This window comes from Streptomyces sp. NPDC104202 (assembly GCF_055584185.1).
On record NZ_JBVJMN010000036.1, the window covers coordinates 34,583 to 49,127 of the forward strand.

Below are 14,545 nucleotides of genomic sequence, written 5' to 3' on the forward strand. Positions count from 1 at the left end.
GCCCCCTAGCTCCAGCGGCCGGTGCGGCCCAGGACCAGGGACGCGGCCGCCGTGCCGGCCGTGGAGGTGCGCAGCACGCTGCGGCCGAGCCGGTACGGCTTGGCCCCGGCGGCCTCGAACACGGCGAGCTCGTCCGGCGAGACCCCGCCCTCGGGGCCGACGACCAGCACGATCGAGCCCTTCTCCGGGAGGGCGGCGGTGGCGAGCGCCCCGCTGGGGTGGTCGCGGTCCTCGTGCAGGACGGCCGCGAAGTCGGCGTCCGCGAGGAGCGCGGCGACCTGCTTGGTGCTCATCGGCTCCGCGACCTCGGGGAAGCGGGTCCGGCGCGACTGCTTGCCCGCCTCGCGCGCGGTGGAGCGCCACTTGCCGAGGGCCTTGAGACCGCGGTCGCCCCGCCACTGGGTGATGCAGCGGGCGGCGGACCACGGCACGATCGCGTCGACGCCGGTCTCGGTCATCGTCTCGACCGCCAGCTCGCCCCGGTCGCCCTTGGGGAGCGCCTGGACGACGGTGATCCGCGGCTCCTCCGGCGCGTCCTCGTGCACGGACGAGACCTCCACCGTCAGCCGGTCCTTGCCCTCCGCGGCCGTCACCACGCAGTCGGCCCAGCGGCCCCGGCCGTCGGTGAGGACGACGGCCTCCCCCGGCTCCAGCCGCTTCACGGAGACGGCGTGCCGGCCCTCGGCCCCGTCCAGGACGAGCTGCCGGGTGTCGGGGAGGGTGTCGACGACGAAGACGGGTGCGGTCATGGGGCGCTCCTGTGGGCCAGCTCGGAGAGGGCGGTGTCGAGTTCGGCGGCCAGCACCTCGACCAGCTGCCCGGCGGGGAGTCCGCGGGCGAGCCGGTGGCCCTGACCGGCCCACAGGGCCATGCCCTGGGCGTCGCCCGCGGCGGCGGCGGCCTTGCGGATCGGGGCGGTGAGGTGGTGGATCTCGGGATAGGCGGCGGGGGCGTACGGCCCGTGCTCGCGCATGAAGCGGTTGACGAGGCCGCGGGCCGGGCGTCCGGAGAAGGCCCGGGTGAGGGCGGTCCGGGTGAACAGCGGGTCGGTCAGGGCCCGCTTGTGGAGCGGGTGGGCGCCGGACTCGGGGCAGCCGAGGAAGGCGGTGCCGAGCTGGGCCGCGTCGGCTCCGGCGGCGAGGACCGCGGCGATCTGCGCGCCGCGCATGATCCCGCCGGCGGCGAGGAGCGGCAGCCCGACCCGCTCGCGGACCTGGGTGACGAGGGCGAGCAGCCCGGTCCCCGGGGCGCCCTCGTCGGCGGGGTCGTCGCGGTAGGTGCCCTGGTGGCCGCCGGCCTCGACGCCCTGGACGCAGACGGCGTCGGCGCCGGCCTCCTCGGCGGCGAGCGCCTCCTCGGCGGAGGTGACGGTGACCACGGTGTACGTGCCGACCCGGGCGAAGGAGGCGAGGACCTCGGGCTCCGGGCAGCCGAACGTGAAGGAGACCACGCGGACCGGGTCCTCCCTGAGGATCGCCAGCTTGGCCTCGTAGGCGTCGTCGCGGCTGTCGTCCGCCTCGCCGAGCGGGGTCTCGTACCAGCTGGCCTCGCCGGCGAGCTGGTGGCGGTAGACCTCGACCGCGGCGGGGTCGGCGGGCCGCCCGCCCTGCGGCATGAAGAGGTTGACGCCGAAGGGGCGTGCGGTGAGCCCGCGCACCTGCTTGATCTCCTGGTACAGGCCGCCGGCCGTCTTGTACCCGCCGGCCAGGAAGCCGAGCGCCCCGGCCTCGCAGACGGCTCCGACGAGTTCGGGACAGGAGGCGCCACCCGCCATGGGGGCCTGCACGATCGGGAACCGAGAGAGACCGTTCAGTGCGGTGGTGGACATATGGGCATCGTGTCATGCCCCTGCTTCCGGGCCGAATCGGTACGTCAGGTCCCGGAGGCACTCATTCCGGTGGCCCGGCGGAACGCCGGAGGGGGCGGGCCGGCGCACCGCCGTCCCGCCCCCTCCGTCCGCTTCCGGCTCCGGTCAGGTCCGCCCGTTGAAGGCGTCCTTCAGCCGCGAGAACAGCCCCTGCTGGCCCGGCTGGAACTGGCCCGTGGGCCGCTCCTCGCCGCGCAGCTTGGCCAGTTCGCGCAGCAGCCGCTCCTGCTCCGCGTCGAGCTTGCCCGGAGTCTGCACCTCGACGTGCACGATCAGGTCGCCCCGGCCGTTGCCCCGCAGGTGCGTGACGCCCCGCCCGTGCAGCGGGATCGACTGGCCGGACTGCGTGCCCGGCCGGATGTCGATCTCCTCCAGGCCGTCCAGGGTCTGCAGCTGCACCTTGGTGCCGAGCGCGGCCGCCGTCATCGGGATCGTGACCGTGCAGTGCAGGTCGTCGCCGCGCCGCTGGAACGTGTCGTGCGGCGTCTCGTGGATCTCGACGTACAGGTCGCCGGCGGGGCCGCCGCCGGGGCCGACCTCGCCCTCGCCCGCCAGCTGGATGCGGGTGCCGTTGTCGACGCCGGCCGGGATCTTGACCGTGAGGGTCCGGCGGGACCGGACCCGGCCGTCGCCCGCGCACTCGGGGCACGGCGTCGGGACGACCGTGCCGAAGCCCTGGCACTGCGGGCAGGGACGCGAGGTCATGACCTGGCCCAGGAAGGACCGGGTGACCTGCGAGACCTCGCCGCGGCCGCGGCACATGTCACAGGTCTGCGCGGAGGTGCCGGGAGCGGCGCCCTCGCCCGAGCAGGTCGTGCAGACGACCGCCGTGTCGACCTGGATGTCCTTGGTGGTGCCGAAGGCCGCCTCGTTGAGGTCGATCTCCAGACGGATCATGGCGTCCTGGCCCCGGCGGGTCCGCGAGCGCGGTCCGCGCTGCGAGGCCGTGCCGAAGAAGGCGTCCATGATGTCGGAGAAGTTGCCGAAGCCACCGGCGCCGAAGCCGCCCGCGCCGCCCCCGCCGGAGGCCGACAGGGGGTCGCCGCCCAGGTCGTAGACCTGCTTCTTCTGCGGGTCCGACAGGACCTCGTAGGCGGCGTTGATCTCCTTGAAGCGTTCCTGCGTCTTCGGATCGGGATTGACGTCCGGGTGCAGCTCGCGCGCGAGCCTCCGGAAGGCCTTCTTGATCTCGTCCTGGGACGCGTCGCGGCGCACGCCGAGTACGGCGTAGTAGTCCGTGGCCACTTACGACTCCGCCAGGATCTGTCCGACGTAACGTGCCACTGCGCGTACCGCTCCCATCGTTCCGGGGTAGTCCATGCGGGTCGGTCCGACCACGCCGAGTTTGGCGACTGCCTCGCCGCCCGAACCGTAGCCGACCGAGACGACGGACGTGGAGCTCAGCCCCTCGTGGGCGTTCTCGTGCCCGATGCGTACGGTCATGCCCGATTCCTTGGCCTCGCCGAGCAGCTTGAGGAGCACGACCTGCTCCTCCAGGGCTTCCAGGACGGGCCTGATCATCAGGGGGAAATCGTGTCCGAAGCGGGTCAGATTGGCGGTGCCGCCGATCATGAGCCGCTCTTCGTGCTCCTCGACGAGGGTCTCCAGGAGGGTCGCGAGCACGGTGGACACCGTGGCGCGGTCCTCGATCTCCTCGAAGGACTCGGGAAGGTCCTGCACCAGTTGCGGCACGTCCGCGAACCGGCGCCCGACGACCCTGCTGTTCAACCGCGCCCGCAGGTCGGCCAGCGAGGTCTCGCCGAACGGCGCCGGGCAGTCCACGACCCGCTGCTCCACCCGGCCGGTGTCCGTGATGAGCACCAGCATCAGGCGGGCGGGCGCCAGCGAGAGCAGCTCCACGTGCCGGACCGTCGAACGCGTCAGCGAGGGGTACTGGACGACCGCGACCTGACGCGTCAGCTGGGCGAGCAGCCGGACGGTGCGCCCGACGACGTCGTCCAGGTCGACCGCGCCGTCGAGGAAGTTGTGGATGGCGCGCCGCTCGGGCGTCGACAGCGGCTTGACGCCGGCCAGCCGGTCGACGAAGAGCCGGTAGCCCTTGTCGGTCGGGATGCGGCCCGCGCTGGTGTGAGGCTGGGCGATGTAGCCCTCCTCCTCCAGGACCGCCATGTCGTTGCGCACGGTGGCGGGCGAGACGCCGAGCTTGTGCCGCTCGGTGAGCGCCTTGGAGCCGACGGGCTCCTCCGTCCCGACGTAGTCCTGGACGATGGCGCGCAGCACCTCGAGTCTGCGTTCGCTGAGCATCGTGCGCACCTCCAGCTGTCGTCGTCATTCCGGTTGCTCCGCTTTTGGCACTCACCCGGTCCGAGTGCCAGCGATCCCCGGTCAGTGTACGGCGGCGGGCATCGCTCCTGGCAAGGAGGCGGCGCCCCCACCGGCTAGCGTCGCCGCATGGACGTGGATTGGGAAGCGCACGGATGGCAGCGTCTCGCGGACGGGGTGGGCCGGCGCCGGCTGCCCGGCTGGGACGCCACGGTCGGACTGGTCCTGGGAGAACAGGGGGTGTTGCTGTACGACACCGGCTCCTCGCTCGCGGAGGGCGCGGAGCTGCGCGGCCAGGTCGCGGACCTCACGGGCGGGCGGAGAGTGACACACATCGCACTGAGCCATCCGCACTTCGACCACGTGCTCGGCACGGCCGCCTTCGCCGGCGCCGAGGTCTTCGGCGCGGTCGGCTCGGACGACCTCCTCGCCCGGGAGCGGGAGCGCGAGGCGCTGCGCGGCGACGCCGTGGAGCAGGGACTCGACGCGGCGGCCGCCGCCGAGGCGGTGGACGTCCTCGTGGTGCCCCGGCACGTCGTCTCCGGCGAGTGGACGCTCGACCTGGGCGGCCGCCAGGTCCTCCTCGCCAACGTCGGCCCCGGCCACACCGGCCACGACCTCGCCCTCTGCGTCCCCGGCGACCGCGAGGTCGTCTTCTGCGGCGACCTGGTCGAGGAGTCGGGCGAACCCCAGGCCGGCCCGGACGCCATCCCCTCCCGCTGGCCGGACGCCCTCGACCGGCTGCTCCGCCTCGGCGGCCCCGACGCGGTGTACGTCCCCGGCCACGGCGCGGTGGTCGACGCCGCGTTCGTGCGACGCCAGCGGGAGGAACTGGCACACCGCTTCGAGGTGTCATAACGTCGCCCGAATGCGGAGCTACGACCCGGACCTGACGCCCTCCTGGAAGAAGCCGAAGGCCGTCCCCGAGATCCCGGCCGACCCCGACCTCGTCGTCGAGGAGGTCGTCACCGGCTTCTGTGGGGCGGTCATCCGCTGCGAGGCCGGCACGGTCACCCTGGAGGACCGCTTCGGCAAGCACCGGGTCTTCCCCCTCGAACCGCGCGGATTCCTCCTGGAGGGCCGCGTCGTCACCCTGGTCCGCCCCTCCGCCGCCGCCCCGGCCCGCCCCACCCGTACGGCCTCCGGCTCCGTCGCCGTCCCCGGCGCCCGCGCGCGCGTCGCCCGCGCCGGCCGGATCTACGTCGAGGGCCGCCACGACGCCGAGCTCGTCGAACGCGTCTGGGGCGATGACCTGCGGATCGAGGGCGTCGTCGTCGAGTACCTGGAGGGCGTCGACCACCTCCCCGACCTCGTCGCCGCCTTCGGCCCCGGCCCCGACGCCCGCCTCGGCGTCCTCGTCGACCACCTGGTCCCCGGCTCCAAGGAGTCCCGCATCGCCGCCCAGGTGGCCTCCCCCGACGTCCTCGTCGTCGGCCACCCCTACATCGACGTCTGGGAGGCCGTGAAGCCCTCCTCCCTCGGCATCCCCGCCTGGCCCTCCGTCCCCCGCGGCCAGGACTGGAAGACCGGGGCCTGCCGCGCCCTCGGCTGGCCCTCCGACAACACCGGCGCCGTCTGGCAGGCCATCCTCCGCCGCGTCCACTCCTACAAGGACCTCGAACCCACCCTCCTCGCCCCCGTGGAACACCTCATCGACTTCGTCACCGCCCCGTAGCCCCACCTCCCACCCCCACACGGGCCGCGGCCGGTCGGCCCCTCCCGGCGTCGGTCCAAGCCGCCACCGTGACGGCCGGGGGCCATGGTCCACCCACCCCACGGCAAGCGCCCGCGCCGGGCCTGGGCGGCGCGCCTCCGTGTGGGCGATCGTCCCGCTGGGCGGGACGGGTGGGCACACGGGACGGCGCCCTGGGCGGCGCCTCCGCCCCCTCGCACCCAGGCCCGCACCCACAAGGCGGTGCACAACGGGTGCGGGTTCAGGCCCGAAAGCCCCGGCCCGGCACGGGGCGCCGTTCCGTCGTGCCCACCCGTTGCGCCCCAGCGGAACGATGGCCCACAACGGTCGTGGCACCGGCCCCGTCCCGGGGACGCCGCGGGCCCGGCGGAACGCTGTCCACGACGAGGCGGGTCCGGCCCCGCAGCCGCAGGCACCGGCCGGGAGAGGCAGCCGCAGGCACCGCCCGGGAGGGTCAGTCGACCAGGTCGCGGACGACGGCGTCGGCGAGCAGCCGCCCGCGAAGCGTCAGCACCGCCCGCCCCTCCCCGAACGCCTCCTCCGCGAGGAGCCCGTCCGCGAGCGCCCGCTCGGCCGCGGCGAGCCCGGCGGGCCGCAGGAGCGCGAGGGGGCACCCCTCGCGGAGCCGGAGTTCGAGGAGGATCCGCTCGACGCGCCGGTCCTCGTCCGAGAGCAGCTCGCGCCCGGCCCCCGGCGACTTCCCGGCGGCCAGCGCGGCGGCGTAGGAGCCGGGGTGCTTCACGTTCCACCACCGCACGCCGCCGACGTGCGAGTGCGCCCCGGGCCCGGCGCCCCACCAGTCGGCGCCGCGCCAGTACAGCTCGTTGTGGAGGCAGCGGCCGGCCTCGGAGGTGGCCCAGTTGGAGACCTCGTACCAGGTGAAGCCGGCCTTCTCGAAGGCTTCGTCGGCGATCAGGTACCGGTCGGCGTGGACGTCGTCGTCGGTCATGGGGACCTCGCCGCGGCGGATACGGCGGGCGAGCTGGGTGCCTTCCTCGACGATGAGGGCGTAGGCGCTGACGTGGTCGGGTCCCGCGCCGATGGCGGCGTCGAGGGAGGCACGCCAGTCGTCGTCGGACTCGCCGGGGGTGCCGTAGATGAGGTCGAGGTTGACGTGGTCGAACCCGGCGGCGCGCGCCTCGGCGACGCACGCCTCGGGACGGCCGGGCGTGTGGGTCCGGTCGAGGATCTTCAGGACGTGCTGCCGGGCGCTCTGCATGCCGAAGGAGATCCGGTTGAAGCCGCCCTCGCGGAGCCGCGCGAGGTAGGCCGGGTCCACGGACTCGGGGTTGGCCTCCGTGGTGATCTCGGCGTCGTCGGCGAGCCCGAACTCGTCGCGGATCGCCCCCAGCATCCGCACGAGGTCGCCGGCGGCGAGGAGCGTGGGGGTGCCGCCGCCGACGAAGACGGTCCGGACGGGCCGCGGGTCGTCGCCGAGCACCTTGCGGGCGAGCCGGATCTCGTCGACGACCTGCTCGGCGTAGTTGTCCCGGGAGGCGAGCACGCCTCCCGTACCGCGCAGCTCGCTCGCCGTGTACGTGTTGAAGTCGCAGTAGCCGCACCGCGTGGCGCAGTACGGCACGTGCAGGTAGAACCCGAGGGGCCGCTCCCCCGCCCCTTCGAGGGCGTGCGGGGGCAGCGCCCCGTCGTCGGGCACGGGCTCACCATCGGGCAGTACGGAAGGCATGAGCCCATTGTCCCGTACCGCCCGTGGTGCCCGGCCGGGGTGCGGCCGGGCGGGCGGGTCAGGACTCGCGCGAGCCGGCGTACATCTCCTCGATGAGGTCCTTGTACTCGCGCTCGACGACGGGCCGCTTCAGCTTCAGCGAGGGGGTGAGCTCGCCGTGCTCGATGTCGAGGTCACGGGGCAGCAGCCGGAACTTCTTGATCGTCTGCCAGCGCTGGAGGCCCTCGTTGAGGCGGTCGACGTAGCCCTGGATCAGCTTCTGGGTGCGCTCGTCGGCGACGACCTCGGCGTACGTCCTGCCGCCGAGGCCGTGCTCGGCGGCCCACCCGAGGAGGGCGGGCTCGTCGAGGGCGATGAGGGCGGTGCAGAAGTTCCGGTCGGCGCCGTGGACGAGGATGTTCGAGACGAACGGGCAGACGGCCTTGAACTGGCCCTCGACCTCGGCCGGCGCGATGTACTTGCCGCCGGACGTCTTGATCAGGTCCTTCTTGCGGTCGGTGATGCGGAGGTAGCCGTCGGCGGACAGCTCGCCGATGTCTCCGGTGTGGAACCAGCCGTCCGACTCCAGGACCTCGGCGGTCTTCTCGGGCAGGCCGTGGTAGCCCTCCATGATGCCGGGGCCGCGGAGCAGGATCTCGCCGTCGTCGGCGATGCGGACCTCGGTGCCGGGGAGCGGCTTGCCGACGGTGCCGGTGCGGTAGGCCTCGCCGGGGTTGACGAAGGAGGCGGCGGAGGACTCGGTGAGGCCGTACCCCTCCAGGATGTGGATGCCGGCGCCGGCGAAGAAGTAGCCGATGTCGGGGGCGAGCGCGGCGGAGCCGGAGATGCAGGCGCGCAGGTTGCCGCCGAACGCCTCGCGGATCTTGCCGTAGACGAGCGCGTCGGCGACCTTGTGCTTGGCCGTGAGGCCGAAGGGCGCGGAGGCGGTGCCGGTGCGGCGGAAGTTGTCCTGGGTGGTCCTGGCGTACGTGCGGGCGACCTCGGCGGCCCACTGGAAGATCTTGTACTTGGCTCCGCCGCCGGCGCGGGCCTTGGCGGCGACGCCGTTGTAGACCTTCTCGAAGATGCGCGGGACGGCGGCCATGTAGGTCGGCTGGACCACCGGAAGGTTCTCGATGATCTTGTCGACACGGCCGTCGACGGCGGTGACGTGGCCGACCTCGATCTGGCCGGAGGTGAGGACCTTGCCGAAGACGTGGGCGAGGGGCAGCCACAGGTACTGGACGTCGTCCTGGGTGACGAGCCCGGTCGCGGCGATGGCCTTGGCCATGTACGACCAGTTGTCGTGCGGGAGGCGGACGCCCTTGGGGCGGCCGGTGGTGCCCGAGGTGTAGATGACGGTGGCGAGCTGGGTGGAGGTGATCGCCCCGACCCGCTCCTTGACCGCCTCGGGGTGGTCCTCCAGGTAGGCGCGGCCGCGGGTCTCCAGCTCGGCGAGGGTGAGGATCCAGTCGCCGTCGCTCTCCACGCCGGCGGCGTCGAGGACGACCACGTGGTGCAGGTTCGGGAGCTCGGCGCGGCGCTCGACGGCCTTGGCGAGCTGCGCGGCGTCCTCGGCGATGAGGACCCGGGACTCGGAGTCCGCCAGGATGAACGCCGACTCCTCGGCGTTGGTCTGCGGGTAGACCGTGGTGGTCGCGGCGCCCGCGCACATCACGCCGAGGTCGGCGAGGATCCACTCGACGCGGGTGGAGGAGGCGAGGGCGACGCGCTCCTCCGGCTGGACGCCGAGGTCGACGAGGCCGGCGGCGATCGCGAAGACCCGCTCGGCGGCCTGGCCCCAGCTGAGCGACTTCCACTCGTCGGGACCGGCGCCGGAGGCGGCGGCCACGGGATAGCGGTAGGCCTCCGCGTCCGGAGTCCGCCCGACGCGCTCAAGGAAGAGCGCCGCCACGGAGGGCGGCCGGTTCTCGATCAGGGTCTGTGTGTCGCTCACGACGTCCTCCGGGCGGCGGCGGTGCCTTCTGGCGGTGCGTACTACGAAACCAAAGCTGTGGCTGTGACTGCGTAACTAACTGGCGAGTAACCTTCGAGTCGGGATCAGAGTAAAGGCCAGGGGACCGGCGCGTAAGGGCTAGCAGGGCGTCGCTTCATAACGAACGGGTCCACGCGCCGCCTGCGCGTGGACCCGTTCGATGCACGGGGCAGCTATCCGCCGCCCGCCCCGCTACTTCTTCTTGCCGGAGGACTCGTCGCTCGACAGGACGGCGATGAAGGCCTCCTGCGGCACCTCCACCGAGCCGACCATCTTCATGCGCTTCTTGCCTTCCTTCTGCTTCTCCAGCAGCTTCCGCTTACGGGAGATGTCACCGCCGTAGCACTTGGCGAGGACGTCCTTGCGGATGGCGCGGATGGTCTCGCGGGCGATCACCCGGGAGCCGATCGCGGCCTGGATCGGCACCTCGAACGCCTGCCGCGGGATGAGCTCGCGCAGCTTGGCGACGAGCCGCACGCCGTAGGCGTACGCGGCGTCCTTGTGGGTGACGGCGGAGAACGCGTCCACCTTGTCGCCGTGCAGCAGGATGTCGACCTTGACCAGGCTGGACGCCTGCTCGCCGGTGGGCTCGTAGTCCAGGGAGGCGTACCCGCGGGTCTTGGACTTCAGCTGGTCGAAGAAGTCGAAGACGATCTCGGCGAGGGGCAGGGTGTAGCGGATCTCCACCCGGTCCTCGGAGAGGTAGTCCATGCCGATCAGCGTGCCGCGCCGGGTCTGGCAGAGCTCCATGATCGCGCCGATGAACTCGCTGGGGGCGAGGATCGTCGCGCGCACGACGGGCTCGAAGACGTCGTCGATCTTGCCCTCGGGGAACTCGCTCGGGTTCGTGACCGTGTGCTCGCTGCCGTCCTCCATGACCACGCGGTAGACCACGTTGGGGGCGGTGGCGATCAGGTCGAGGCCGAACTCGCGCTCCAGCCGCTCGCGGATCACGTCGAGGTGGAGCAGGCCGAGGAAGCCGACGCGGAAACCGAAGCCGAGCGCGGCGGACGTCTCCGGCTCGTACACCAGCGCGGCGTCGTTGAGCTGGAGCTTGTCGAGCGCCTCGCGCAGGTCCGGGTACTCCGAGCCGTCCAGCGGGTAGAGACCCGAGAACACCATCGGCTTGGGGTCCTTGTAGCCGCCGAGCGCCTCGGTCGCGCCCTTGTTCAGGGAGGTGATCGTGTCACCGACCTTGGACTGGCGGACGTCCTTCACACCGGTGATCAGGTAGCCGACCTCGCCGACGCCGAGACCGTCGGACGCCGTCATCTCCGGCGACGAGACGCCGATCTCCAGCAGCTCGTGGGTGGCGCCGGTCGACATCATCCTGATGCGCTCGCGCTTGTTGAGCTGGCCGTCGACGACCCGGACGTACGTCACGACGCCCCGGTACGAGTCGTACACGGAGTCGAAGATCATCGCGCGCGCGGGGGCGTCCGCGACGCCGACCGGGGCCGGAACGTCCCGGACCACCCGGTCGAGCAGCGCCTCGACGCCCATGCCGGTCTTCGCGGAGACCTTCAGCACGTCCTCCGGCTGGCAGCCGATGAGGTTCGCCAGCTCCTCGGAGAACTTCTCCGGCTGGGCGGCCGGCAGGTCGATCTTGTTCAGCACCGGGACGATGGTGAGGTCGTTCTCCATCGCCAGGTACAGGTTGGCGAGGGTCTGCGCCTCGATGCCCTGGGCCGCGTCGACCAGCAGGATCGTGCCCTCGCAGGCCGCCAGCGACCGGGAGACCTCGTACGTGAAGTCGACGTGCCCGGGGGTGTCGATCATGTTCAGGATGTGCGTCCTGCCCTCACCCTGCCCGTCGGTGGGCGCCCAGGGCAGGCGGACCGCCTGGGACTTGATCGTGATGCCGCGCTCCCGCTCGATGTCCATGCGGTCGAGGTACTGGGCACGCATCTGCCGCTGGTCGACCACACCGGTCAGCTGGAGCATCCGGTCGGCGAGCGTGGACTTGCCGTGGTCGATGTGCGCGATGATGCAGAAGTTGCGGATCAGAGCCGGGTCGGTACGGCTCGGCTCGGGCACGTTGGTAGGAGTCGCGGGCACGCAGGGTCTCGTCTCGGGGCGATGTCGGATCGATACGTAGGCTCCATGGTCCCATGCCCGTCGCCCGGCGCCCGGTTTGGGCGGCCCGGAGGGTGACTGGTAACGTGGACGGCTGTGTCTCGTGTGCCCTCTCAGCCTGCGAGATCACATCCAGAAGGAACATCGAACCTGTAAAGGCTCTTTCAGTGGCGAACATCAAGTCCCAGATCAAGCGGAACAAGACCAACGAGAAGGCGCGCCTGCGCAACAAGGCCGTCAAGTCGTCGCTCAAGACCGCGATCCGCAAGGCCCGTGAGGCTGTCGCCGCCGGCGACCTCGAGAAGGCCACCGTCGCCTCTCGCGCCGCCTCGCGTCAGCTCGACAAGGCTGTCTCGAAGGGTGTCATCCACAAGAACGCCGCCGCCAACAAGAAGTCGGCGCTGGCGATCAAGGTTGCCTCCCTCCAGGGCTGAGCTCTGATCTCACGGTCGTAAGGGACCCAGCGGGCCCTCTCTCCCGCTCCCTCCCGACCACCCGGACTCGCACGCGGACGCGTTCGCCACGCGGGTGCGAGCCCACCGTCTTCACGTCGAAGGCCCCGCCGTCTCCTCCCCGGGAGCCGGCGGGGCCTTCGCCGTACCCGGGCGCGGTGCGCCGCACGCGCCCGGGCCGCGCCGTCGACCCGCACCCGGGCCGGCGCCCGGACCGGGGAGGCCGCGCCGGGCGCCGGCCCGGTCCCTCCGGTCCGCTCAGGCGCGTCGCAGCCGGGCCGCTCGCGCCACGGCGACGACCGCCTTCTCCAGGGCGTACTCGGGATCGTCGCCGCCGCCCTTGACCCCGGCGTCCGCCTCGGCGATCGCGCGCAGGGCCAGGGAGACGCCGTCCGGGGTCCAGCCGCGCATCTGCTGGCGGACCCGGTCGATCTTCCAGGGCGGCATGCCGAGCTCGCGCGCGAGGTCGGCGGGCCGGCCGCCTCGGGCGGAGGAGAGCTTGCCGATGGCGCGGACGCCCTGGGCGAGCGCGCTGGTGATGAGCACGGGCGCGACCCCGGTGGACAGCGACCAGCGCAGCGCCTCCAGGGCCTCGGCGGCACGGCCCTCGACGGCGCGGTCGGCGACGTTGAAGGAGGAGGCCTCGGCGCGGCCGGTGTAGTACCGCCCGACGACGGCCTCGTCGATGGTGCCGTCCACGTCGGAGGTCAGCTGGGCGATGGCGGAGGCGAGCTCCCGCAGGTCGCTGCCGATGGAGTCGACGAGGGCCTGGCAGGCCTCGGGCGTGGCGGAGCGCCCGAGGGTGCGGAACTCCTGGCGGACGAACGTGAGCCGTTCCGCCGGCTTCGTCGTCTTGGGGCAGGCGACCTCGCGCGCGCCGGCCTTGCGCGCGGCGTCGAGCAGGCCCTTGCCCTTGGCGCCGCCGGCGTGGAGGAGGACGAGGGAGATGTCCTCGACGGGGTCGGCGAGGTAGGCCTTGACGTCCTTGACGGAGTCGGCGGAGAGGTCCTGCGCGTTCCGGACGACGAGCACCTTGCGCTCGGCGAAGAGCGAGGGGCTGGTGAGCTCGACCAGCGTCCCGGGCTGGAGCTGGTCGGAGGTGAGGTCGCGCACGTCCGTGTCGGCGTCGGCGGCCCGCGCGGCGGCGACCACCTCCTGGACGACGCGGTCGAGGAGCAGGTCCTCCTGCCCCACCGCGAGGGTCACGGGGCCGAGGAGGTCGTCGGGGGAAGTCTTTCTGGTGGCCATCGCGCTCCAGCATCCCACGGGCCACCGACAGCCATGCCCGAGAATGACGGGGTGAGCGAACGACACGTACTGGTACTGCCCGACCGCGACACCGCCGAAGAGGTCGCGGGCGAGCTCCCCGACCGGTTCGGCGTGCCCGAGGAGCCCCAGCTCGTCCGGGACGCCCTGGCCGGGGAGGACGACGCCGAGGACGCCCAGTGGCTGGTGGTCGTGGAGGACCCGGAGGGCCGGCTCGACCCGGCGGCCCTGGACGCGCTGGCCGCCGAGTACGAGGGCTGGCTGGAGTCCCCGTAGGCACCGTGGGCGCCCCGCGGCGAGGGAGGCGGGGAGGGCCTCCGGCGGCTCCTCAGCCCTGTGCCTTCTTGGGGACGATCTGGATGTCGAGGTCGATGCTGATGCTGGACCCGACGGCCGCGATGCCCCGCGCGAGCAGCGTCTGCCAGGTGAGCGTGAAGTCCTCGCGGTGCAGCTCGGTGGTGGCGCGGCAGGCGGCCCGCGTCTCGCCCTCCAGGCCGCTGCCGAGGCCCAGGTAGCGGGTGTCCAGCGTCACCGTGCGGCTCACGCCGTGGAGGGTGAGGGCGCCGGTGACGGCCCAGCGGTTCCCGCCCCGGTGGGTGAACCGCTCGCTGAAGAACTCGAGCGTCGGATGGACGCCGACGTCCAGGAAGTCACCGGAACGCAGGTGGTCGTCCCGCATCTGGACGCCGGTGTCGATGGAGGCCGCGTCGATGACGACGTGCATCGCCGACTGCTCCATGCGGTCGGCGATCCGCACCGCCCCCGCGAAGCCGTTGAACCGGCCGTGGATCCGGGCGAGCCCGATGTGCCGGGCGGTGAAGCCGATCTGCGAGTGCGTGGGGTCGATCTCCCAGTCGCCCGGTTCCGGCAGCTGGGGCTGCGGGGCCACCTGGAGCAGGACGTCGCCGAGGCCGGTGTGGCCGCCCTCGGCGACGACGGCGGAACCGTGGTGCGGCGTGTACCCCTCGGCGGTGACCGCGAGCCGGTACTCGCCCGCGGGCACCGTCGCGAGCGCCGTGCCGTACGGGTCGGTCTCGCCCGCCAGCACCTTGCGGCCCGCGGCGTCGCTGACGACGAACTCGGCCTGGCGGACGGGTTCGTGCACGGGGTCGAGCACCCGGCAGCTCAGCACTCCCGCCGAGGGCGGGACGGCGATGCCGGCGAGCGGTCCGCCGCGCGCGGCGCCCGCCGCGCGCTTCCCGAAGAGACGGTCCAGCATTCCTTACGCACCCCCGTGCGACTCGTT

At 72.7% G+C, this 14,545-nt stretch carries 13 protein-coding genes; 4 read left to right on the forward strand and 9 right to left on the reverse strand.

Features of this window, described 5'->3' with window-relative positions; all coding sequences use genetic code 11:
* Nucleotides 1-5: 5 nt before the first annotated feature.
* The 4 genes from ACZ60W_RS22650 to hrcA all read right to left on the reverse strand — a co-directional run bounded on the left by ACZ60W_RS22650 (nucleotide 6) and on the right by hrcA (nucleotide 4,132).
* The gene (locus ACZ60W_RS22650; RefSeq protein WP_469757156.1) at nucleotides 6-749 is read right to left on the reverse strand and encodes a 16S rRNA (uracil(1498)-N(3))-methyltransferase; all 744 of its coding nucleotides are present in this window, start codon (nucleotides 747-749) and stop codon (nucleotides 6-8) included.
* Nucleotides 746-1,828, reverse strand: a complete 1,083-nt coding sequence (locus ACZ60W_RS22655) for a nitronate monooxygenase (protein ID WP_469757157.1) — start codon at nucleotides 1,826-1,828, stop codon at nucleotides 746-748. Before ACZ60W_RS22655 ends, ACZ60W_RS22650 begins: the two co-directional genes overlap by 4 nt.
* A gap of 144 nt (nucleotides 1,829-1,972) precedes the next feature.
* Nucleotides 1,973-3,112: a molecular chaperone DnaJ gene (gene dnaJ, locus ACZ60W_RS22660; RefSeq protein WP_366306051.1), complete on the reverse strand. Its 1,140-nt coding sequence runs from the start codon at nucleotides 3,110-3,112 to the stop codon at nucleotides 1,973-1,975.
* Nucleotides 3,113-4,132, reverse strand: a complete 1,020-nt coding sequence (gene hrcA, locus ACZ60W_RS22665; protein WP_376438464.1) for a heat-inducible transcriptional repressor HrcA — start codon at nucleotides 4,130-4,132, stop codon at nucleotides 3,113-3,115. It abuts the gene before it with no gap.
* Nucleotides 4,133-4,279: 147 nt separating this feature from the next.
* Between hrcA and ACZ60W_RS22670 the strand changes: the two genes are divergently transcribed.
* Together ACZ60W_RS22670 and ACZ60W_RS22675 are read left to right on the forward strand one after the other, a co-directional pair.
* Complete coding sequence (locus ACZ60W_RS22670) at nucleotides 4,280-5,008, forward strand: MBL fold metallo-hydrolase (protein WP_469757158.1); 729 nt, start codon at nucleotides 4,280-4,282, stop codon at nucleotides 5,006-5,008.
* A 10-nt stretch (nucleotides 5,009-5,018) separates the two neighbouring features.
* Entirely contained in the window at nucleotides 5,019-5,825 is an 807-nt protein-coding gene (locus ACZ60W_RS22675) for a DUF3097 domain-containing protein (protein ID WP_469757159.1), read from the forward strand.
* A gap of 472 nt (nucleotides 5,826-6,297) precedes the next feature.
* On the opposite strand, the gene hemW is transcribed toward ACZ60W_RS22675, so the two are convergent.
* From hemW to lepA, 3 genes are all read right to left on the reverse strand, one after another.
* Entirely contained in the window at nucleotides 6,298-7,530 is a 1,233-nt protein-coding gene (gene hemW, locus ACZ60W_RS22680) for a radical SAM family heme chaperone HemW (protein ID WP_469757160.1), read from the reverse strand.
* A 58-nt stretch (nucleotides 7,531-7,588) separates the two neighbouring features.
* A complete protein-coding gene (locus ACZ60W_RS22685) occupies nucleotides 7,589-9,466 on the reverse strand; it encodes an AMP-dependent synthetase/ligase (RefSeq protein WP_469757161.1) in 1,878 nt (625 codons plus the stop codon).
* 231 nt (nucleotides 9,467-9,697) lie between these two features.
* Nucleotides 9,698-11,563: a translation elongation factor 4 gene (gene lepA, locus ACZ60W_RS22690; RefSeq protein ID WP_469757162.1), complete on the reverse strand. Its 1,866-nt coding sequence runs from the start codon at nucleotides 11,561-11,563 to the stop codon at nucleotides 9,698-9,700.
* Nucleotides 11,564-11,748: 185 nt separating this feature from the next.
* Between lepA and rpsT the strand changes: the two genes are divergently transcribed.
* Complete coding sequence (gene rpsT, locus ACZ60W_RS22695; protein WP_366306038.1) at nucleotides 11,749-12,015, forward strand: 30S ribosomal protein S20; 267 nt, start codon at nucleotides 11,749-11,751, stop codon at nucleotides 12,013-12,015.
* Between the two features lie 276 nt (nucleotides 12,016-12,291).
* On the opposite strand, the gene holA is transcribed toward rpsT, so the two are convergent.
* Complete coding sequence (holA, locus tag ACZ60W_RS22700) at nucleotides 12,292-13,281, reverse strand: DNA polymerase III subunit delta (protein WP_469757163.1); 990 nt, start codon at nucleotides 13,279-13,281, stop codon at nucleotides 12,292-12,294.
* A 33-nt stretch (nucleotides 13,282-13,314) separates the two neighbouring features.
* On the opposite strand from holA, the gene ACZ60W_RS22705 reads away from it, so the two are divergent.
* Nucleotides 13,315-13,575: a hypothetical protein gene (locus tag ACZ60W_RS22705; protein ID WP_469757164.1), complete on the forward strand. Its 261-nt coding sequence runs from the start codon at nucleotides 13,315-13,317 to the stop codon at nucleotides 13,573-13,575.
* Nucleotides 13,576-13,627: 52 nt separating this feature from the next.
* On the opposite strand, the gene ACZ60W_RS22710 is transcribed toward ACZ60W_RS22705, so the two are convergent.
* Nucleotides 13,628-14,518: a YceI family protein gene (locus ACZ60W_RS22710; protein WP_469757165.1), complete on the reverse strand. Its 891-nt coding sequence runs from the start codon at nucleotides 14,516-14,518 to the stop codon at nucleotides 13,628-13,630.
* Nucleotides 14,519-14,545: the final 27 nt, after the last annotated feature.